Origin of the sequence: Pseudomonas sp. F01002 (assembly GCF_004402115.1) — a bacterium.
GTDB lineage: Bacteria > Pseudomonadota > Gammaproteobacteria > Pseudomonadales > Pseudomonadaceae > Aquipseudomonas > Aquipseudomonas frigoris.
On the sequence record NZ_SOPU01000014.1, the window covers coordinates 220,468 to 242,851 of the forward strand.

At 61.1% G+C, this 22,384-nt stretch carries 9 protein-coding genes; 5 read left to right on the forward strand and 4 right to left on the reverse strand.

The window, feature by feature from the left end; genetic code table 11:
* Genes atuC through E3W21_RS09310 form a run of 3 tightly spaced genes read right to left on the reverse strand, consistent with a single transcriptional unit; the run spans position 1 to position 4,293 of the window.
* The gene (atuC, locus tag E3W21_RS09300; protein WP_134419166.1) at positions 1-1,617 is read right to left on the reverse strand and encodes a geranyl-CoA carboxylase subunit beta; all 1,617 of its coding nucleotides are present in this window, start codon (positions 1,615-1,617) and stop codon (positions 1-3) included.
* A gap of 3 nt (positions 1,618-1,620) precedes the next feature.
* On the reverse strand, positions 1,621-2,490 hold the full coding sequence (locus E3W21_RS09305; protein ID WP_134419167.1) for an SDR family oxidoreductase: 870 nt from the start codon (positions 2,488-2,490) through the stop codon (positions 1,621-1,623).
* A gap of 12 nt (positions 2,491-2,502) precedes the next feature.
* Positions 2,503-4,293: an acyclic terpene utilization AtuA family protein gene (locus E3W21_RS09310; RefSeq protein WP_166793814.1), complete on the reverse strand. Its 1,791-nt coding sequence runs from the start codon at positions 4,291-4,293 to the stop codon at positions 2,503-2,505.
* A gap of 190 nt (positions 4,294-4,483) precedes the next feature.
* Here E3W21_RS09310 and E3W21_RS09315 point away from each other — a divergent pair, with 190 nt between their 5' ends.
* The 4 genes from E3W21_RS09315 (at position 4,484) to E3W21_RS09330 (ending at position 8,187) form a co-directional block, all read left to right on the forward strand.
* Positions 4,484-5,110 (forward strand): TetR/AcrR family transcriptional regulator, encoded by a 627-nt coding sequence (locus E3W21_RS09315; protein WP_129437281.1) that lies wholly within the window; start codon positions 4,484-4,486, stop codon positions 5,108-5,110.
* Positions 5,111-5,202: 92 nt separating this feature from the next.
* The gene (locus tag E3W21_RS09320) at positions 5,203-6,009 is read left to right on the forward strand and encodes an ABC transporter substrate-binding protein (RefSeq protein ID WP_134419169.1); all 807 of its coding nucleotides are present in this window, start codon (positions 5,203-5,205) and stop codon (positions 6,007-6,009) included.
* Positions 6,010-6,184: 175 nt separating this feature from the next.
* The gene (locus E3W21_RS09325; protein ID WP_134419170.1) at positions 6,185-7,024 is read left to right on the forward strand and encodes a carbohydrate binding domain-containing protein; all 840 of its coding nucleotides are present in this window, start codon (positions 6,185-6,187) and stop codon (positions 7,022-7,024) included.
* Positions 7,025-7,173: 149 nt separating this feature from the next.
* Positions 7,174-8,187 (forward strand): GNAT family N-acetyltransferase, encoded by a 1,014-nt coding sequence (locus tag E3W21_RS09330; RefSeq protein ID WP_134419171.1) that lies wholly within the window; start codon positions 7,174-7,176, stop codon positions 8,185-8,187.
* 155 nt (positions 8,188-8,342) lie between these two features.
* Here the strand turns inward: E3W21_RS09330 and E3W21_RS09335 are convergent, their stop codons facing one another.
* Positions 8,343-8,891: an RNA polymerase factor sigma-70 gene (locus tag E3W21_RS09335; RefSeq protein ID WP_008145913.1), complete on the reverse strand. Its 549-nt coding sequence runs from the start codon at positions 8,889-8,891 to the stop codon at positions 8,343-8,345.
* Between the two features lie 372 nt (positions 8,892-9,263).
* Between E3W21_RS09335 and E3W21_RS09340 the strand changes: the two genes are divergently transcribed.
* On the forward strand, positions 9,264-22,247 hold the full coding sequence (locus E3W21_RS09340; protein WP_134419172.1) for a non-ribosomal peptide synthetase: 12,984 nt from the start codon (positions 9,264-9,266) through the stop codon (positions 22,245-22,247).
* Positions 22,248-22,384: the final 137 nt, after the last annotated feature.

The following is a 22,384-nucleotide window of genomic DNA, read 5'->3' on the forward strand; positions in this document are numbered from 1 at the left end:
TTAGAAACGGGCTACACCAAAGCTGTTGGATTGCAGCGGCCGCACTTCAGCCTCATGACAGATATCCAGCAAGTACCCGAGCAAGGTCCGGGTATCCCGAGGATCAATCAACCCGTCGTCCCACAAGCTGGCACTGCCATAGAGCGCGGTGGACTGGCTGTCGAGTTTCTGCGCGGTGACCTGTTCCAGCATGTCGAGCATTTTCGGGTCGGGCACCAGGCCGTCCTTGGCCTGTTTGGCCTCGGTGACGATCCGCAGCACTTTGCCGGCCTGGGCACCGCCCATCACCGCCGTGCGGCTGTTGGGCCAGGCAAAAATGAAGCGCGGGTCGAGGCCGCGGCCGCACATCGCGTAGTTGCCGGCGCCGTAGGAGCCGCCGACAACGATGGTCAGTTTCGGCACCCGGGCATTGGCCACCGCTTGAATCATTTTCGCGCCGTGTTTGATCACGCCTTGCTGCTCCGACTCGGTGCCGACCATGAATCCTGTGGTGTTGTGGAAGAACAGCAACGGGGTCTTGCTCTGGTCACAGAGCTGAATGAACTGCGCCGCCTTGCTCGCACCCTTGGGCGTGATCGGTCCATTGTTGCCAATGAACCCGCAGGCGCGACCTTGAATCTGCAAATGGCCGCAGACGGTTTGCTGATCGAACTCACCCTTGAATTCGAGAAAGTTCGAGCCGTCGGCAATCCGCGCGATGATTTCGCGCACGTCGTAAGGTTTTTTCGCGTCGTCAGGAATCAGCCCGAGCAACTCGTCGATGGGGTAGAGCGGTTCTTCCCACCGACGTTCGGGTATCCAGGGCAACTGATCATTCCACGGCAACAGGCTGATAATCTCGCGCACCTGCCGCACGCCATCGGCATCGTTCTCGGCCAGGTATTCAGCGGTGCCGGCGATTTGCGCATGCATCTCGGCGCCACCCAGCGCTTCATCGGTGGCGACTTCGCCGGTGGCAGCCTTGAGCAGCGGCGGACCGGCCAGAAACAGCTTGGCCTTGCCACGCACCACCACCACGTAATCCGACAACCCTGGCTGATAGGCGCCGCCCGCCGTGGCCGAGCCATGGACTACGGTGATTTGCGGCAGGCCCATGGCCGACATCCGCGCCTGATTGGCAAAGCTGCGGGCGCCTTCGACGAAAATCTCCGCCGCGTAATTGAGGTTGGCGCCACCGCTTTCGGCCAGGGTAATGACCGGCAGTTTGTTCTCCATGGCGATCTGTTGCAGGCGCAGGGATTTTTTCAAACCGCTGGGGGAAATGGTCCCGCCCTTGATCGCACTGTTGTTCGCCACCACCAGCACCCGCACGCCGGACACATAGCCGATCCCGGCGATCAAACCGCCGCCAGCCGAACTGCCGTCCTTGTCGTCATGCAGTTTGTAGCCCGCCAGGCTCGCCAGTTCTAGGAACGGTGCGCCAGGGTCCAGCAGCAGATTGAGGCGTTCCCGGGGCAACAATTGCCCGCGCTTGTCGAACCGGGGTTTGGCTTCGGCCGCCTTGTTCAGCAGGGTCTGTTCGAGCTGGCGGACCTGTTCGATGCCGACCAGCATCGCCGCGCGATTGCGGGCGAACTGTTCGCTGAACGGGTCCACTTGCGACTGAATCACCGGCATGACTTATTCCTTGTCCTTGAGCACGTCGGGAAGGTAGGCGCGGTGAAAACCGTTGAACGACTCGCTGATCTGCGCCTTGTGTATCGGCCAGGCGCGCCCGCCCAGGCTGGCGGCGCCATCAATGCGCAAAGTGCTGCCACTGACAAATGCCGCGGCCGGGCTGAGCAGGAAAACGATCGCCGCGCTGACTTCCGATTCGGTGCCGATGCGTTTCAGTGGAACGTGCTCGCGCAAGGTCGGGATCACCGCCTTGAACGCGCCTTCGTAGGTGTCCATGCCACTGGACGCGATCCAGCCCGGCGCCACGGCATTGACCCGCACCCCGGCATAACCCCATTCGAACGCGGCGGTCTTGGTGAGGTTGTCCATGCCTGAACGCGCCGCGCCCGAGTGGCCCATGCCGGGCATGCCGCCCCACATGTCGGCGAGCATGTTGACGATGGCGCCGCCGTGCGTGCTCATGGACTGGTTGAACACTTCCCGAGCCATCAGGAAGCCGCCCATCAGGTTGGTGCGCAACACCGTATCGAAGCCTTTTTGATTGATCGACGCCAGCGGCGACGGGTACTGCCCGCCGGCATTATTGACCAGACCGTGAATCGGTCCGTACTTGCGGATCAACTCGCTGACCACATGCTTGACCGCTTCTTCCTCACGAATATCGCAGACCATCCAGTCAGCCTTGCCGCCATCTTCGGTAATCTCGGTCGTGACGTTTTTCAGCTTGTCGGCCTTGCGCCCGAGCAGCAGCACATGGGCGCCGAGGGCCGCCAGTTCGTGCGCGGTGCAACGGCCGATGCCGCTGCCACCACCGGTGACGATGATGTTTTGGCCTGCAAACAAATCGGCTTTGAAAATCGAATCGTATGCCATGGCGACAGTCCTCTAGTTGACTCGGTCAGCGATGCGCTGAGGCACCGGTATCTGGATTTCCAGCAGTTGCTGGGCGAAGGCTTTGCCTTGCGGATCGATCCGCAGGCTGGCCACGCCACCGCCTCCCAGGGCGTTTTCCAGCAGAAAATTAAGGCTGTGGGTGCCCGGCAGGTACCAGCGTTCGACACGTCCGTGGATCGGATCGAGGACATGACTCATCCAGTCGACGATCACTTCCGGCGTCAAGGCTTCGGCAATCCACGGCAGGTACTCCGGCTCGCGGGCCATGACGCCGATGTTGCTGTGGTTACCCTTGTCACCGGAACGCGCCACGGCGAGTTTGACCAGGGCCACGCTGGCATCGGCCCGGCCTGAGGGTTTCGGTGAGGCGCACGCCACGGGCAGGTCGGCGGTGTCGAGCACATCAACGGCAGGCAGGGCGCAGGGATGGCGCTGGCCCTTGAGATCAATTTCCAGCGTGCAGGCGGTTTTGTCGATAAGGAACGAGAACAGCCGGATCAGCGGATACACCGTCGGCCGTCCACCGACAATCCCGGTCAGTCCCGGCGCCATGCCGGTGGCGGCCTGGGCGATTTCACGGGAGAACACAATCAACGCCTGTTTATCCGGATGGCGCACCGCGAGTTTGATCACCACTTCGCGGCTGTCCTGACGCTGACCGTGGGGGCCGTAAGTGGCTTCGCTGCCGAGCAGTTCGATGTTCACTTCGCTGTAGGGTGGCCAACCGCGCTGGCTGAAGATTTCCGAGGTTTTGTTGATGATGGCTTCGCTGACTCGACGCGCCTTGTCGACCGCATCGATCCCGGCGATCAGGCAACTGGCGGTGCAGCGGAAACCGTCCGGGTACGTCGCGCTGACCTTGTACTGATTGGTCGGCGGCAAGCCTTTTGCGCCATGCACCTGGACCGCGTTTTTGCCTTGTTGCACAAGTTTGACTTCAGTGAAATCGCAGACCACGTCCGGCAGCAGATACGCCTGCGGGTTACCGATTTCATACAGCATCTGCTCGCCGACCGTCAGTGGAGTGACCAGCCCGCCGGAGCCTTCGGGTTTGCTGACGATGAACTGGCTGTCGGCGCTGACTTCGACGATGGGGAAGCCGATGTGTTCGTAGTCGGGCACCTCGCGCCAATCGGTGAAGTTGCCGCCGGTGCACTGGGCGCCGCATTCGATGATGTGCCCGGCCAACGCGGCCTGGGCGAGTTTGTCGTAGTCGTGCCACGACCAGCCGAACTCATGCACCAGCGCGGCGCTGACCACGGCGCTGTCCACCACGCGTCCGGTGATGACGATGTCGGCGCCCAGACGCAGGGCCTCGACGATGCCCGGTGCGCCGAGGTAGGCGTTGGTCGAGACGCACATCGGCGGCAGGGGCGCGCCACTGAACATTTCATGGATACCGCTGCTGCCCAGCTGTTTGAGCTGCGGCTGCAGGTCATCGCCCTGCAGCACGGCGATTTTCAGCGTTACCCCGGCCTTGTCGCAGGCCGCTTGCAGGGCGGCGGCGCAGGCTTGGGGGTTGACCCCGCCGGCATTGCTGATGACGCGGATTTTCTGTTGGGCCAGTTGACCCAACAGCGGGCTGAGGACTTCGATGAAGTCGCTGGCGTAACCGGCCTCGGGATCTTTCATCCGCGCGCCGGCCATGATCGACATCGTAATTTCGGCCAGATAATCGAAGACCAGGTAGTCCAGACGCCCGCCTTCGACGAGTTGCGCGGCAGCGGTCGAGGTGTCGCCCCAGAAGGCGCTGGCGCAACCGATGCGGATTGTTTTTGGCACAGTCAACTCCATAACCACCCCCGACAGAAGTACATCGAGACTACCAAGCAAGCGCTTGGTTTGTAAACGGCTGAAATATCTTCTGCCCGAGCGCTTGCTTGGTCGCGCCGGCCAGCTTAAATTGCCCGCGCAACCCCGCAGTTTTAGCGGTGAGCGGCGTATTTGATTGATCGACTGTAGGAGAGAACGGGTGGACGAGCAAAAAGCCCTGAGGGTGATGCGCGAATTGGTCGATAGCGGCCAATTGACCGACCCGGACAGCGCCCGCGGCAAACTGCTGCAAGTGGCGGCTCACCTGTTCCGCAACAAAGGTTACGAACGCACCACCGTGCGCGATCTGGCCGGCGCCGTGGGGATTCAGTCAGGCAGTATTTTTCATCACTTCAAAAGCAAGGACGAGATCCTGCGGGCGGTGATGGAGGAAACCATTCGTTACAACACTGCGTTGATGCGTGCAGCCCTGGCAGAAGCCGGCAGTGTGCGCGAGCGGGTACTGGCGCTGATTCGTTGTGAATTGCAGTCGATCATGGGCGGCAGCGGCGAGGCCATGGCGGTGTTGGTGTATGAATGGCGCTCGCTGTCGGAAGACGGGCAGGCGCAGGTGCTGGCGCTGCGCGATATTTATGAAGAACTCTGGCTTCAGGTGCTGGGCGAGGCCAAGGAGGCCGGTTTTATTCGCGGGGATGTGTTCATCACCCGCCGTTTTCTGACCGGTGCGTTGTCCTGGACCACCACCTGGTATCGCCCCAGCGGCAGCATGAGCCTCGATCAATTGGCCGATGAGGCGTTGATTCTGGTGCTGGAAGAGAAGCAATAAGTTTATTCAGGTCGCAGGAAACTGGCTAAGTGGCCGAAACCGCCTAGCTTGAATGCATTGAAGTGTATTTTTTTGGGGAGTGGGTTGTTTTGATGTCTTCGCCAATTCGGACGGCTTCGCGGCTTTTGCTGGCGACGCTTGCAGCGTTATGCGTGGTTCCGTCCCAGGCCGCACAGCTGGTGCGGGTCGGTGCCGCACATTTCCCCCCCTATACCGTGCGCCCGGAATCCGGTGCCGACACCGGTTTGCTGCCGCAGCTGGTCGAGGCGCTCAATGCCTTGCAGAGCGACTATCAGTTTGAGTTGGTGCCCACTTCCATTCCCCGGCGTTTTGGTGACTTCAAGCAAGGCCGGGTGGACATGGCGATTTTCGAGAACCCGGACTGGGGCTGGAAGGACATCCCGCACACCACTGTCGACATGGGACTGGAAGACGCCGAGATTTTTGTCGCGCAACGCCAGCCCGATGGTCAGCCGGTTCGTCAGCAGAATTATTTTGCCGACCTCGCCGGCAAGCGTCTGGCGCTGTTCAGCGGCTATCACTACGAGTTCGCCAACTTCAATGCCGATCCAAAATTCCTCGCGCAAAACTACGAGGCAACGCTGACGTATTCCCATGACAGTAACCTGCTGATGGTGCTGCGCGGGCGTGCCGACGTTGCCCTGGTGACGCGCTCGTACCTCAGCGATTACCTGCTGCGCAACGAGAAAGTCGCCAATCAACTGCTGGTGTCCCAACGTATCGATCAGGTTTATCACCACTACGCCATCCTCAGTCCGGCCGCACCCATCAGTGGTGAGGCGTTCGGCAAGTTGCTGCAAGGGTTGCGGGACAATGGCCAGATGCTGAAGATTTTCGATCCCTACAAGATCGCCGTGGTGCCGGTGCCCAAGACCTGATCAATTCCCCTTTGTTTTGACACGCGGGCATAACTCCATTCGTCGCAGATCCGGTAGTTTGCGCTTTGAACTGTCAGATCTGACAGTAGACGCTCCAGTGTCCTTACGTTTAGATGACTTTCAGGTGCCGAACTCTTTTTGCGAGTTTGGCTTTCAACCAGAAAGGACTCCTGCCATGTCAAACCCCTCGTTGGTTTCTCTCTCCTGCGTTCCCTCTCCTGTGGTGGCGCAAGCTGTCGATAATGTTCTCATTCTGAAAAAGACTGATGATCCGACCGGTATCACGGTCGAGGTGGCGCGTTGGCCGTTCATGGTGGTCAATCAAAAGGCGACGTTGCATGTTTGCGGTCAACAGGCCGACGGCTCGCCAGTGATGCTGCGGGTGGCCGACGCTGAGCCCGTCACGCAACAAGAGTTCGTGGAGGGCTGGCGTCGGAATATTGCCTGGGCGTCTTTGCAAAATCTGAAAGACGGGAGCCCTCTCGTGTTTGTTTTTCAAGCGGCGCTGGATGGCAGAAACTGTGCTTGCTCGGTGCTGTTCCCGACATTGTGTCTTGAGGTTCAGGCACCTTTTGAGGATACGACGACCTTCTCGGCAGATGACGGTACCGATGACTGGAATGGCTGGATGAGGGGCGACGCTGCGACTGATCGACGGGATCTCACCATCACCAAAGATGGGGATATCTACGTATTATTCAACTACACCTCCACCAACAACTCTGCCGGCACGGTGTTGAAAAAGACGTTTCAGGGGCTGAAGGAGGGGCGATCCTATGAGTTCGGGTTGACCGTGCGCAGGTGGAATACCAGCGCTGCAGTTCCAGTGCTGTCACTCGACAGCGGATCGCAAGTCATTGCCCCCGCGACGGAAATCCCGACAATGGCCTGGGTGCAGCTCAAAGGCACTTTTACCGCGAGCTCGTCGCAGACGGAGTTGCAGATCGTTAACCATGTCCCCACCGGAGGCGGGAATGACTTTGCCTTCCGCGAAGTCTGGGTCAGATCGATCTAGCGCCTGCGCAACGTCAATGGCCTGGAACTGACCCGAGCGATGCATGCCACCGCGGACGCTCATTAAGGTTCGCGGTGTTTTTCGTTAAATTTCCATGTCTGGCCCACGTCCCCTCAGTTAATTGTCGACGATTAACGTGAGCCCCACCCATGTCCACTCTGAATGACCTGACTGCCCTGGCCTTGCCGACAGGAAGCTGTCTTGTAGCTGATGAAACCGAAAGCCGCCTGTGTCTCAGCCTTGAAGGGCAGCCGCTGATTCAGTTGCGCCTGACTCGCGAGCCCGAGTTGCATGTGCAAGTAGAAGAGCGCTTCGACCACGCCGACAATAGGGCCGTCTGGGCGGTCTGTTATTGGCTGTTTGCCCGTGACCCGGTCTGCCAGCGCCTGACCTGGCATCTCGATGAAGCCCCCACCGAAGCATTGCTCAGCGGGTTGCTGAGCCCTACCGAAATCGTCGGCCAGTATCGTTGCGAACGCACGCTGTTCTGGCAGTTGCCGCAGCCTTGGCTGGGCGTGTCACAGACATCGAGTTATCCGCAGCAAATGGTCATCAGTGGCGGCAAGCGTCATCCGCTGCGCCCGGTGAAACCGCGTAGTGAAGTCTATCGGCGTTTTGATGCGCGCCTCGGTGCCTGGATTTCCCTGCGCACGGTGGACATCGAACTGGACCTGGCACGTTTCAATCGTTGGCAGAACAGCCCGCGTGTGGCGAGTTTCTGGCAGGAGGAGGGCAGCCTCGAGCAGCATCACGAGTACCTGAGCAAGCTTGAAGCCGATCCCCATACCCTGACGCTGATCGGGTGTTTCGATGATCAGCCGTTCGCCTACTTTGAAGCGTATTGGGCCAAGGAAGATCGCATCGCGCCGTTCTATGACGCCGGTGATTACGACCGCGGTATTCACATGCTGGTGGGTGAAGAAAATCACCGAGGCCCGCATAAGGTGGCGAGCTGGTTATCGGCGTTGACGCACTACCTGTTTCTCGACGATCCACGCACTCAGCGAGTGGTTGCCGAGCCTCGCGCCGACAACGTGAAGATGATCGGGCATATGCAGAGCCAGGGTTTCCACTGCGAGAAAGCGTTCGACTTCCCACACAAGCGTGCGGCGCTGATGGTGCTGGGGCGTGAGCGGTTTTTTGATCGGTGTGTGTTGGTTTGAGATGTAAGTCTCAAGGTCTGCACCGACCTTGAGTCAGTCTTCGCGAGCAAGCCCGCTCCCACATTTGATCTCCAGTGTCCACAAAGAGTGTGTTCACAAAAGATCCAATGTGGGAGCGGGCTTGCTCGCGAAGGGGGCGACGCAAATTTCAGATCTTAGCGGCGGGCAAAGGTATCCACACGACTGCCCGACACCTTGCGGCAGTGCACCAGCGCATCGCGAATCATGAAGTTCACCAGGGTCGGCGAGACGCCAAGCTCCTTGGCGATGTCCTTTTGCGGCACGCCGTGCAGGCGGTACATCTCGAAGGCGTAGCGGGTGCGGCTGGGCAGCTCGGTCAGCGCGTCGGCGATGTGTTCCAGGGTCGAGAAGTTGATGTGCGAGGTTTCCGGCGAAGCACCTTGAATCACCACGTTCAGGCCTTCCTCTTCAGGGCCCGAATACTTCTGCTCCAGCGCCTGTTTGCGGTAGTGATCGATCGCCAGGTTGCGCACGATCTGGAACAGGTAGCTGAGCTGAGCCTTGAACGAGGACGTGATCTGCGGCGCTGATTGCAGCCGGAAAAACGCATCCTGCACTACGTCTTCAGCACGCGACCGGCAGCCGGTAATGCGGGCTGCAATCTTGACCAGAATCAGTCGATTGTCGACGAATGCCTGAAGTAGCGGTGAATCGCACCTGCTTGTGGACACTTGTTCCGTCATGGAAATCACCTTGCTGCCAATAGGTTAGCGGGACGGCAAGCGGGGGCTTAGCCGTCCAACACATCGAGCGACAAATTATTCTTAATGATAATGATTGTCAAATGAGAAATAGAACTAATGCGCCGCGAAGGTGCAGAGTGAGAACTGCGACACGCTGACGCACTGCAGCCCCATTGGCGATCAGGCTTACCGACTAATTATTTCAAGAGGTCAACCGTTCTCATTGGTGAATGGTTCCGGGTAGCGGCTGCGGCCAAAACAGCATTCCCAAGCCTTGCGCGGTCGGCGAAGACCGCGTCCTGCACGCCCTCGAAGGGGCGTGACGTCAGAAAACCGATTCCACTTGCAAGCCGAATTCAGGCAGGAAACCTCATGACCGACGCGTTCGAACTCCCCAGCACACTGGTCCAAGCCCTTCAGCGCCGAGCGGCCCTGACGCCGGATCGGGTGGCCTTGCGTTTTCTCGCCGAAACCCAGGATCAGGCTGTGGTGCTCAGTTATCGCGAGCTGGATCAGCGGGCGCGGATCATTGCTGGCGCGTTGCAGGGCGAGGCTGCGTTTGGCGATCGCGCGGTGCTGCTGTTTCCCAGCGGTCCGGATTACGTCGCGGCGTTCTTCGGCTGCCTGTACGCCGGTGTGATTGCGGTGCCGGCCTATCCGCCGGAGTCGACTCGTCGTCATCATCAAGAGCGTTTGCTGTCGATCATCAGCGATGCCGAACCGCGTTTGCTGCTGACCAGCGCCGCTCTGCGCGATGCGTTGCAGCAAATTGAGGGCGCGCCGCCGTTGCTGTGTGTCGACACCCTCGACAGCGCCCTGGCCGAACGTTGGGTGGCGCCGGTCCTTACAGACGACCACATCGCGTTCCTGCAATACACCTCCGGCTCCACCGCGTTGCCGAAAGGGGTGCAAGTCAGCCACGGCAACCTGGTGGCCAATGAATTGCTGATTCGCCACGGCTTCGGCATCGATCTGAATCCTGACGACGTGATCGTCAGCTGGTTGCCGCTGTACCACGACATGGGCCTGATTGGTGGTCTGTTGCAGCCGATTTTCAGCGGCGTGCCGTGCGTGTTGATGTCGCCGGCGTATTTCCTCGGCCGGCCGTTGCGCTGGCTGGAAGCAATCAGCGAGTACGGCGGGACCATCAGCGGCGGGCCGGATTTTGCCTTTCGACTGTGCAGCGAGCGGGTCAGTGAATCGGCCTTGGAACGCCTCGACCTGAGTGGCTGGCGCGTGGCGTATTCCGGTTCCGAACCGATTCGCCTCGATACGCTGGAACGCTTCGCCGAGAAGTTCGCGGCCTGCGGTTTCACCCAAGACAGTTTCATGGCGTCCTACGGGTTGGCCGAAGCGACGCTGTTCGTGGCCGGCAGCCCTCGCGGTCAGGGCATTGGCAACCTGCGCGTGGACGATCAAGCCCTGGCACAAAACCGTGCCGAGCGGGGTGATGGCAGCCCGATCATGAGTTGCGGCATCAGTCAGCCGGATCACGCGGTGCTGATTGTCGATCCAGCAGCCCTCACCGAGTTGGCTGACGACGCGGTTGGCGAAGTCTGGGCCGCCGGACCAAGTATCGCCCACGGTTACTGGCGCAATCCGGAGGCCAGCGCCAAAACCTTCGTTCAACACGCTGGCCGTACCTGGCTGCGCACCGGTGACCTGGGCTTTATGCGCGGCGGTGAACTGTTCATCACCGGGCGCCTGAAGGACATGTTGATCGTTCGCGGTCACAACCTTTATCCACAGGACATCGAGCAAACCATCGAGCGCGAAGTGGAGGTGGTGCGCAAAGGTCGTGTCGCCGCTTTCGCCGTCAACATCGAGGGGCAGGAAGGCATCGGCATTGCGGCGGAAATCAGCCGCAGCGTGCAGAAAATCCTCCCGCCCGACGCGCTGATCAAAGCCATCCGCCAAGCCGTGGCCGAGGCGTATCAGGAAGCGCCAAGCGTGGTGGTACTGCTCAATCCGGGCGCGTTGCCCAAGACCTCCAGCGGCAAACTGCAACGCTCGGCATGCCGCAATCGTCTGGCGGACGGCAGCCTCGACAGCTATGCATTGTTCCCGTCGGCAGACATCGAAAGTAAATACGCGACTGAATCAGGTTCCGAACTGCAAACCCTGATCGGCCAGATCTGGTGCGAGCAGCTGAGCGTCAAACAGGTTAGCGCCGACGATCACTTCTTCCTGCTGGGCGGCAACTCCATTGCCGCCACTCAGGTGGTTGCGCGTCTGCGCGAAGCACTCGGTCTGGAGCTGAACCTGCGCCTGCTGTTTGAAGCGCCGACCCTCGGCGCGTTTGCCGCCGAAGTCGCTCAGCAGCAACAGGACGGGGGACTCGCCCAAGGCGCGATCACCCCGTTGTCGCGCACCGAAGCCATGCCGCAATCGCTTGCGCAAAACCGTCTGTGGATCACCTGGCAACTCGACTCGCAGAGCAGCGCCTACAACATTCCCGGCGCCTTGCGCCTGCGCGGCGAGCTGGATGAAGACGCCTTGCGCACCAGTTTCCAACAGCTGATCAAGCGACACGAATCCCTGCGTACGCGGTTCTTCGAACGTGATGGTGTGGCGCTGCAACAGGTCGATGCAGCGAGCGAATTCAACCTGCAACTCATCGATATCAGCGACCTGCCGGTTGCCGAGTGTGAAGCTCGCGCACAGCAGATCCGTGAAGACGAAGCCCGCACGCAATTCGATCTGCAGCAAGGCCCGCTGCTGTGGGTGACTCTGGTGCGTCTCGATGATGAGGACCATCAACTGTTGGTGACGATGCATCACATCATCGCCGACGGTTGGTCGCTGAACGTGCTGATCGACGAGTTCTCGCGCCTGTACGCCGCTGCGTCCCAAGGACAACAAGCGACGCTCGCGGCATTGCCCACGCAATACGCCGACTACGGCAGCTGGCAGCGTCAATGGCTGGCGCAGGGGGAGGGCGAGCGTCAGCTGGCTTACTGGAAAGCGCAATTGGGCGATGAGCATCCAACCCTGAGCCTGGCCACCGACCATCCGCGTTCGGCGCACCACATTCACACGGCTGCCCGCCATTCTGTGAAGCTGGGCGCGACCCTGAGCGATGCCATTCGCCAGACCGCCCAGGCCCATGAATCCACCTCGTTCATGCTGTTGCTCGCCGCGTTCCAGAGCCTGCTGCACCGCTACAGCGGCCAACGCGACATCCGCATCGGCGTGCCGAACGCCAACCGTCCGCGCCTGGAAACCCAAGGGTTGATCGGCTTCTTCATCAACACCCAGGTGCTGCGCGCCGAACTGGATTCGCAGCTGCCATTCGTCGAGCTGCTGGCGCAAACCCGCCGGGCAGCGTTGGACGCACAAGCGCATCAGGATCTGCCGTTCGAACAGTTGCTCGAAGCCTTCCCGCAAGCCCGCGAACAAGGTTTGTTCCAGGTCATGTTCAACCACCAGCAACGAGATTTGAGCGCATTGCGTCGCCTGCCAGGGCTGCTGGCTGAAGAGCTGCCGTGGCACAGCCGCGAAGCCAAGTTCGACCTGCAACTGCACAGCGAGGAAGACCGAAATGGTCGCCTGAGCCTGTCTTTCGACTACGCCAGCGACCTGTTCGACGCGACGACTATCGAGCGTCTGGCCGAGCACTTCACCAACCTGCTGCGAGCCATTTGCGAACAACCGAAAACCGCCATCGGCGACCTTCCACTGCTGACCCCGAGTGAGCACGATCAGCAAGTATTGTGGAGCGCCGCACCGTGTACGCCGGCCGGCGTTTGGCTGCCCGAATTGCTCAACGAACAGGCTCGCCTGACCCCGGAACGCACCGCGTTGATGTGGGACGGTGGCGCCATGAACTTCGCCGAACTGCACACCCAATCCAACCGCCTGGCCCATTACCTGCGCGACAAAGGCGTCGGCCCGGACGTCTGCGTGGCCATCGCCGCCGAGCGTTCACCGCAGTTACTGATCGGTCTGTTGGCGATCATCAAGGCCGGTGGCGCCTACGTGCCGCTGGACCCGGATTACCCGGCCGAACGCCTGGCCTACATGCTCAGCGACAGCGGCGTCGAATTGCTGCTGACCCAGACTCAATTGCTTGACCGCTTGCCGGCCACCGATGGCGTCAGCGTGATCGCCATGGACGCCTTGCATCTGGAGAGCTGGCCGAGCCACGCACCGGGCCTGTACTTGCACGGCGACAACCTGGCGTACGTAATTTACACCTCCGGTTCCAGCGGCCAGCCGAAGGGCGTCGGCAACACCCACGCAGCCCTCGCCGAACGCCTGCAATGGATGCAGAACACCTATCGTTTGAACGACACCGACGTGCTGATGCAAAAGGCGCCGATCAGTTTCGACGTGTCGGTGTGGGAGTGCTTCTGGCCGCTGATCAGCGGTGCACGTTTGCTGATTGCCGGCCCCGGCGAACACCGCGATCCGCACCGCATCGCGCAACTGGTTCAGCAATTCGGCGTGACCACGCTGCACTTTGTGCCGCCGCTGCTTTCGTTGTTCATCGAGGAACCGCTCACCGCTGAATGCACCAGCCTGCGCCGCGTATTCTCCGGTGGCGAAGCCTTGCCCGCCGAATTGCGCAACCGCGTGCTGGAACAACTGCCAGCCGTGCAATTGCACAACCGCTACGGCCCGACCGAAACCGCGATCAACGTCACTCATTGGCACTGCACAACGGCCGATGGCGAACGCTCGCCGATTGGTCGTCCGCTGGGCAATGTGCTGTGCCGCGTGCTCGACGAGGCACTCAATCCCGTTCCGGCCGGTGTGCCGGGTGAACTGTGCATCAGCGGTATCGGTTTGGCCCGTGGCTATTTGGGGCGTCCGGGTCTGACTGCAGAACGTTTTGTCGTCGATCCATTGGGCGAGCAGGGCGCGCGTCTGTACCGCACCGGTGACCGTGCACGCTGGACCGCTGACGGTGTGATCGAATACCTCGGCCGTCTCGATCAGCAGGTCAAGCTGCGTGGCTTCCGCGTTGAACCGGAAGAAATCGAAGCACGATTGCTGGCTCAGGACGGTGTCGCTCAAGCCGTGGTGTTGGTGCGAGAGACGGCGGCCGGTGGACAGTTGATCGGTTACTACACCGCAACCGATTCCGCAGAAGATATTGATGCTCAAACCGCACGCCTGAAAGCTGCGCTGGTCGCCGAGTTGCCGGAGTACATGGTCCCGGCGCAACTCATGCGTCTGGACGAAATGCCCCTGAGCCCAAGCGGCAAACTCGATCGTCGTGTCTTGCCGGAACCGCAATGGCAAGTGCGCGAACACGTCGAACCGGTTACCGCGCTGGAACAACAAATCGCCGGCATCTGGCGTGAGGTATTGGGCCTCGCGAAAATCGGTCTGCGCGACGATTTCTTCGCACTCGGCGGCCATTCCTTGCTGGCCACGCAAATCATTTCCCGCACCCGTCAGGCCTGCGACGTCGAGTTGCCGCTGCGAGCACTGTTCGAAAACAGTGAGTTGGGCACCTTTGTCGAACAGGTTCAACTGATCCAGGCCAGCGGCAAAACCAACCAGCAACCGCCGATCGAGAAAGTCGATCGCAGCCAACCGGTGCCGTTGTCCTATTCCCAGCAGCGCATGTGGTTCCTCTGGCAGATGGAACCGGACAGCCCGGCCTACAACGTTGGCGGCATGGCGCGGCTGCGCGGGGTGCTCGATGTCGGGCGCTTCGAAGCCGCGTTGCAAGCACTGATCATGCGTCATGAAACCCTGCGCACCACGTTCCCGAGCATCGATGGCGTGGCCCGTCAGCAGGTTCACCCGCAAACCGGGATGCACATGGACTGGAAGGACTTCTCCGCGCTGGATGCCGATGGCCGCGAGTGGGCGGTGCAGCAACTGGCCGACGACGAAGCCCATACATCGTTCGATCTGGAAACCGGACCGCTGCTGCGCGCCTGTATGGTCAAGACCGCCGAGCAGGAGCACTACCTGGTGCTGACCTTGCACCACATCGTCACCGAAGGCTGGGCGATGGATATTTTCGCCCGGGAACTGAGCGCGCTCTACGAGGCCTTCGTCGATGACCGCGAATCGCCGCTGCAACCGCTTCCGGTGCACTACCTGGATTACAGCGTCTGGCAGCGCCAGTGGCTGGAGTCCGGCGAACGTCAGCGCCAACTCGATTACTGGACCGCGCAACTGGGCCGCGAACATCCGCTGCTGGAATTGCCGGGCGACCGTCCGCGTCCACCGGTGCAAAGCCATCAGGGCGAACTGTTCCGTTTCGACCTGAGCGATGATCTTGCCGCGCGGGTGCGCGCCTTCAATGCACAAAACGGTCTGACCCTGTTCATGACCATGACCGCCGCGTTGGCGGTGCTGCTTTACCGCTACAGCGGTCAGACCGACCTGCGCATCGGCGCGCCGGTGGCCAACCGGATTCGTCCGGAAAGCGAAGGGCTGATCGGTGCGTTCCTCAACACTCAGGTGCTGCGTTGCCAGCTTGACGGGCAGATGTCCGTGGGTGAGTTGTTCGAGCAGGTTCGCCATACCGTGATCGAAGGCCAGTCCCATCAGGACTTGCCGTTCGATCACTTGGTGGAAGCCTTGCAGCCACCGCGCAGCACCGCTTACAACCCGTTGTTCCAGGTGATGTGCAACGTGCAGCGCTGGGAATTCCAGCAGAGCCGCACACTCGCGGGCATGACCGTCGAATACCTGGCCAACGATGCGCGTGCGACCAAGTTCGACCTCAACCTGGAAGTCACCGACCTCGACCATCGCCTGGGTTGCTGCCTGACCTACAGCACCGATCTGTTCGATGAACCACGCATTGCGCGGATGGCCGGGCATTGGCGCAACCTGCTGGAAGCGCTGTTGGCCGATCCGCAACAGCGCCTCAGTGAACTGCCGCTGCTGGAAGCCACCGAACAGCAACACCTGCTCGACAGCCTCGGCGTCGAGCCGGGCGAACATCGCCTCGACCAGTGCATTCATCACCTGTTCAGCGAGCAGGCGCTGGCGCGCAAAGATGCGCCGGCACTGACCTTCGCCGGGCAAACCCTGAGCTACACCGAACTCGACAGCCGCGCCAATCGCCTGGCCTGGATGCTCCGCGAGCGTGGCGTCGGGCCGCAGGTTCGGGTCGGTCTGGCACTTGAGCGGTCACTTGAAATGGTCGTCGGCCTGCTGGCGATCCTCAAGGCGGGCGGCGCCTACGTGCCGCTGGACCCGGAATACCCGCTGGACCGTTTGCACTACATGATCGAAGACAGCGGCATCGGTTTGCTGCTCAGCGATGCGGCGATGTTCGAAGCGCTTGGCGAGCTACCGCCAACCATGGCTCGCTGGTGCCTGGAGGAGGACACAGCAGAACTGGCCAACTACCCGGCCACCGAGCTGCCGTTTATCAGCCTGCCGCAGCATCAGGCGTACCTGATTTACACCTCGGGATCTACCGGCAAACCGAAAGGCGTGGTGGTGTCCCACGGTGAAATCGCCATGCATTGCCAAGCGGTCATTGAACGTTTTGGCATGCGCCCGCACGACTGCGAACTGCACTTCTATTCCATCAACTTCGACGCCGCGACCGAGCGTTTGCTGGTGCCGCTGTTGAGTGGTGCTCAAGTCGTTTTGCGCGCTCAAGGCCAGTGGGACGCGGAAGAAATCTGCGGGCTGATTCGCCGTCACAACATCAACATTCTCGGCTTCACCCCGAGCTACGGCAGCCAATTGGCGCAGTGGCTGGCGACGCAGGGCGAAATCCTGCCGGTGCGCATGTGCATCACCGGCGGTGAAGCGCTGACTGGCGAGCACCTGGCGCGGATTCGCGCGGCGTTCAAGCCGAGCCTGTTTTTCAACGCCTACGGCCCGACCGAAACCGTGGTCATGCCGCTGGCCAGTCTGGCGCCCGAGCAATTGGAAGAAGGCCTCGGCAGCGTGCCGATCGGCAGTGTGATCGGCGCTCGCGTGGCCTACATCCTCGACGCTGATCTGGCGCTGGTGCCGCAAGGCGCGACGGGCGAGTTGTACGTCGGCGGCGCTGGTCTGGCACAGGGTTATCACCAGCGTCCGGGCATGACGGCCGAACGTTTTGTGGCTGATCCGTTCGCCGCCAATGGCGGGCGTCTGTACCGCACCGGCGATCTGGTGCGCCAGCGCGCCGACGGTCTGGTGGAATACCTCGGACGTATTGACCATCAAGTGAAGATTCGTGGTTTCCGCATCGAGTTGGGCGAAATCGAAACCCGTCTGCTGGAACATGAATCGATCCGTGAAGCCGTGGTGCTGGCGCTGGATGCCCCGAGCGGCAAACAACTGGTCGGCTATCTGGTGACTGAAGTCGCCGAGCAAGATGAAGCGCAACAACACACACTGCGTGAGGCGTTGAAGGCGCACCTCAAATCCCAGTTGCCGGATTACATGGTGCCGACGCACCTGATCCTGCTCGCAAGCATGCCGCTGACCGCCAACGGCAAACTCGACCGCCGCGCATTGCCGGCACCGGACCCGGAGCTGAACCGTCAGCAGTACGTGGCACCGAGCAACGAGCTTGAACAGACGTTGGCTAGCATCTGGTGCGAAGTGCTGAACGTCCTGCAGGTCGGCCTCAACGACAACTTCTTCGAACTGGGCGGCGATTCGATTTTGTCGATCCAGGTGGTCAGCCGTGCGCGGCAGCAGGGCATTCACTTCAGCCCTCGTGACCTGTTCCAGCACCAGACCGTGCAGACCCTGGCCGCCGTGGCGACCCGCACCGAGCAGGTCACGGCCGAGCAAGGTTTGCTGACCGGCGAATCGCGTCTGACGCCGATCCAGCACTGGTTCTTCGACACCGACATCCCCCAGCGCCAACACTGGAACCAGGCATTGCTGCTGGAACCGACCGAGGCGCTAGAGCCCCATGGTCTGGAGCAAGCGCTGCTGGCAGTGATCGAACAGCATGACGCCTTGCGTTTGCGTTTCTCTGAAATAGCAGGTCAATGGCAGGCCGAGCACCAGGTGGTTTCCGACGCGCCGGTGCTGTGGCAAGTGCGTGTTTCGACCATGGACAAATGCGCGGCATTGTTCGCCGATGCCCAGCGCAGCCTCGACCTTGAGGAAGGGCCGCTGATGCGCGCGCTGCTGGTCGACGGTCCCGAGGGGCAACAGCGGCTGTTTATCGCCATTCACCACTTGGTCGTGGATGGGGTTTCGTGGCGGGTGTTGCTGGACGATTTGCAAACGGTGTATCGCCAACTGGACGCGGGGCAGTCGGCAAAACTGCCGGCGAAAACCAGTGCCTTCAAGGACTGGGCGGCACGTTTGCAAGCGTATGCCGGTAGCGAATCCCTGCGTGAAGAATTGAGCTGGTGGCAGTCGCAACTGGCCGGTCAAAGCGCCGAATTACCGTGTGATCGCCCCGAGGGTGGCCGGCAGAATGGTCATGCGCAAACCGTCAGCGTGCGCCTCGACAGCGAGCGCACCCGCCAATTGTTGCAGCAAGCGCCGAGTGCCTATCGCACCCAGGTCAACGACTTGCTGCTGACCGCTTTGGCCCGCGTGCTGTGCCGCTGGAGCGGTCACGAATCGGCGCTGATTCAACTCGAAGGTCACGGCCGCGAAACGCTGTTTGACGAGATCGACCTGACCCGCACCGTCGGCTGGTTCACCAGCGCTTACCCGCTGCGCTTGACGCCGAAAAACGGGCAGGGCGCCTCGATCAAGGCGATCAAGGAACAACTGCGCGCGGTCCCGCACAAAGGTCTGGGTTATGGCGTGCTGCGTTATCTCGCCGATGACTCGAGCCGGCAGACCATGGCGGCCTTGCCGGTGGCGCCGATCACCTTCAACTACCTCGGGCAGTTCGACCAGAGCTTTGGCGCGGACGCCTTGTTCCGTCCTCTCGATGAAGCGGTCGGTGCGGCCCATGATCCGTGCGCGCCGCTGCCCAATAAGCTGAGCGTCGACAGCCAGGTCTATGGCGGTGAGCTGGTGTTGCGTTGGACTTTCAGCGCCGAACGCCACGACCCGCAGAGCATCACTGAACTGGCGGATGCTTACCTCGGCGAATTGCAGAGCCTGATCGAGCATTGCCTGCGCGACGATGTGGGAGGCCTGACGCCGTCGGACTTCCCGTTGGCGAAACTGACCCAGCCACAACTCGACGCGTTGCCCATTCCTGCCGCCGCTATCGAAGACGTCTACCCGCTAACGCCGATGCAGGAAGGCATGCTGCTGCACACCTTGCTGGAACCGGGCACCGGCCTCTACTACATGCAGGATCGCTACCGCATCAACAGCGAGCTCGACCCGCAGCGTTTCGCCCAGGCCTGGCAAGCGGTGATCGCCCGCCACGAAGCCCTGCGCGCATCGTTCTGCTGGAACGTCGGCGAAGACATGCTGCAAGTTATCCACAAACCGGGCAGCACGCCGATCGAGTATCTGGACTGGAGCGCAATCGCGGAAGCCGAGCAGGAGCCGAAACTGCAAGCACTACTGAAAAGCGAGCGCGAGGCCGGGTTCGATCTGCTCAATCAGGCACCGTTCCATCTGCGCCTGATCAAGGTCGGCGCGGTGCGCTACTGGTTCATGATGAGCAACCACCACATCCTCATCGATGCCTGGTGCCGTTCGCTGCTGATGAACGATTTCTTCGAGATCTACACCGCACTGGGCGAAGGTCGGGACGCGCAGCTTGGGCTTGTGTCGCGTTATCGCGACTACATCGGCTGGCTGCAACGCCAGAGCCTGGCCGAGGCGCGGCAGTGGTGGAAAACCAACCTGCAAGGCTTCGAGCGGACCACGCCGATCCCGAGCGACCGGCCGTTCCTGCGTGAACATGCCGGCGAAAGCGGCGGCATGATCGTCGGCGACCGCTACACAAGGCTCGATGCTCGTGACGGTGCGCAACTGCGCGAACTGGCTCAGGCGCATCAGCTGACCATCAACACCTTCGCTCAAGCGGCGTGGGCGTTGGTGCTGCGCCGTTTGAGCGGTGATCGCGACGTGTTGTTTGGTGTCACGGTGGCCGGACGTCCGGTGGACATGCCGGAGATGCAACGCACGGTCGGGCTGTTCATCAACAGCATCGCGCTGCGGGTGAAAATGCCGGAAGACCATCAGCGTTGCAGCGTTCGTCAATGGTTGAGCGGCTTGCTCGACAGCAACATGCAACTGCGCGAGTACGAATACCTGCCGCTGGTGAGCATCCAGGAAAACAGCGAGCTGCCCAAGGGCCAGCCGTTGTTCGACAGCCTGTTCGTGTTCGAAAACGCCCCGGTGGAAGTCTCGGTGCTGGACCGTGCGCAAAGCCTCAACGCGACCTCGGATTCGGGCCGCACCCACACCAACTTCCCGCTGACGGCGGTCTGCTATCCGGGCGAGGACCTGGGTTTGCACCTGTCTTACGACCAGCGTTATTTCGATGAGTCGACCGTCGAGCGCATGCTCGGCGAGTTCAAACGGTTGCTGCTGGCACTGGTCGAAGGTTTCCACGGCGACATGGCCGATCTGCCGTTGCTGGGTGCCGAGGAACAGGACTTCCTGATCCACGGCTGCAACCAGAGCGAACACGATTACCCGCTGGAGCAGAGCTATGTCTCATTGTTTGAAGCGCAGGTTGCCGAGCATCCACAGCGCATTGCTGCCAGTTGCCTGGATCAGCAGCACAGCTACCTTGAGCTGAATGAGCGCAGTAACCGTCTCGGTCACGCCTTGATCGCCGCTGGCGTGAGGCTGGATCAACCGGTGGCGTTGCTGGCTGAACGCAACCTCGATCTGCTGGGCATGATCATCGGCAGCTTCAAGGCTGGCGCAGGTTATTTGCCGCTGGATCCGGGGCTGCCGAGTCAGCGTCTGAGCCGGATCATTGACCTGAGCCGCACGCCGTTGCTGGTTTGTTCTCAGGCCTGCCGCGAGCAAGCGTTGGCGCTGCTGGATGAGTTCGGTTGCGCCAACCGGCCCACGTTGTTGGTCTGGGAAGAGGTACAGGCGAGCGATGTTTCGGTTGCCAACCCGGGCATCTACAGCGGCCCGGACAACCTCGCCTACGTGATCTACACCTCGGGCTCGACCGGCCTGCCGAAAGGCGTGATGGTCGAGCAGCGCGGCATGCTCAACAACCAGTTGAGCAAGGTGCCGTACCTGAATTTGAGCGATGCCGATGTGATCGCTCAGACCGCCTCGCAAAGTTTCGACATTTCGGTCTGGCAGTTCCTCGCCGCACCGCTGTTCGGCGCTCGGGTGGACATCGTGCCGAACACCATCGCCCATGATCCGCAAGGGTTGCTGGCGCATGTGGCGGCCCAGGGCATCACCGTGCTGGAAAGCGTGCCGTCGCTGATTCAGGGCATGCTCGCCCAGGAACGCATGAGCCTCGACGGTCTGCGCTGGATGCTGCCAACCGGTGAGGCAATGCCGCCGGAGCTGGCGCATCAGTGGCTGCAGCGCTACCCGGAGATTGGGCTGGTGAATGCATACGGTCCGGCGGAATGCTCGGACGACGTGGCGTTCTTTCGCGTCGACATGGCGTCGACGCGCGGCAGCTACCTGCCGATTGGTACGCCGACCGACAACAACCGTTTGTACTTGCTTGATGGTGCCTTGGAACTGGTGCCGTTGGGTGTGGTGGGCGAGTTGTGCGTCGCGGGTACCGGTGTCGGCCGTGGCTACGTCAGTGATCCTTTGCGCACGGCTCAAGTGTTTGTGCCTGACCCGTTTGGTGCGCCGGGTGATCGTCTGTATCGCACCGGCGACCTGGCCCGTCGGCGCAGTGATGGCGTGCTGGAATACGTCGGGCGGATCGACCATCAAGTGAAGATCCGCGGCTACCGCATCGAATTGGGTGAAATCGAGGCGCGTCTGCACGAGCAACCGCAAGTGCGCGAAGCGGCGGTCGGTGTACAGGAAGGGGTCAACGGCAAACATCTGGTCGGCTATTTGGTAGCGGCTGATTCTTTGATCAATCCAACGGAGCGACTGGAACGCATCAAGCAACGCCTGCGTGCCGAACTGCCGGAATACATGGTGCCGTTGCACTGGCTATGGCTGGATCGCATGCCGCTCAACGCCAACGGCAAACTTGATCGCAAGGCTTTGCCGGCGCTGGAGATCGGCCAGTTGCAGAGCCAGGGCTACCAGGCGCCGCGCAATGAACTGGAGCAGACGCTGGCGGATATCTGGGCCGAGGTGCTGAAGGTCGAGAAGGTGGGTATTCGCGACAACTTCTTCGAGCTGGGCGGGCATTCATTGCTGGCAACGCAGATCGCTTCGCGGGTGCAGAAAGCCCTGCAACGGGATGTGCCGCTGAGGGCGATGTTTGAATGCAGCACGGTGGCGGAGTTGGCTGGGTACATCGACGGATTGGCGGCGAGCGACATCACTGAGGAGAAGGTGGATCGCCTTAACGATTTGATGGCGGAGTTGGAGGGGCTTTGATTCTCTAGCGATTGTGAATGCCCTTTCGCGAGCAAGCCCGCTCCCACATTTGATCTGTGTACGCAGGACTAATGTGGGAGCGGGCTTGCTCGCGAAAGGGCCGGTACAGACACTGCAAAGTTGACTGTGGATCGTCA

Bases quoted from the DNA above. Each gene is read 5' to 3' on its own strand.
- atuC (WP_134419166.1), bottom strand. From the start codon at position 1,617: ATGCCGGTGATTCAGTCGCAAGTGGACCCGTTCAGCGAACAGTTCGCC.
- E3W21_RS09305 (WP_134419167.1), bottom strand. From the start codon at position 2,490: ATGGCATACGATTCGATTTTCAAAGCCGATTTGTTTGCAGGCCAAAAC.
- E3W21_RS09320 (WP_134419169.1), top strand. From the start codon at position 5,203: ATGTCTTCGCCAATTCGGACGGCTTCGCGGCTTTTGCTGGCGACGCTT.
- E3W21_RS09325 (WP_134419170.1), top strand. From the start codon at position 6,185: ATGTCAAACCCCTCGTTGGTTTCTCTCTCCTGCGTTCCCTCTCCTGTG.
- E3W21_RS09330 (WP_134419171.1), top strand. From the start codon at position 7,174: ATGTCCACTCTGAATGACCTGACTGCCCTGGCCTTGCCGACAGGAAGC.
- E3W21_RS09335 (WP_008145913.1), bottom strand. From the start codon at position 8,891: ATGACGGAACAAGTGTCCACAAGCAGGTGCGATTCACCGCTACTTCAG.
- E3W21_RS09340 (WP_134419172.1), top strand. From the start codon at position 9,264: ATGACCGACGCGTTCGAACTCCCCAGCACACTGGTCCAAGCCCTTCAG.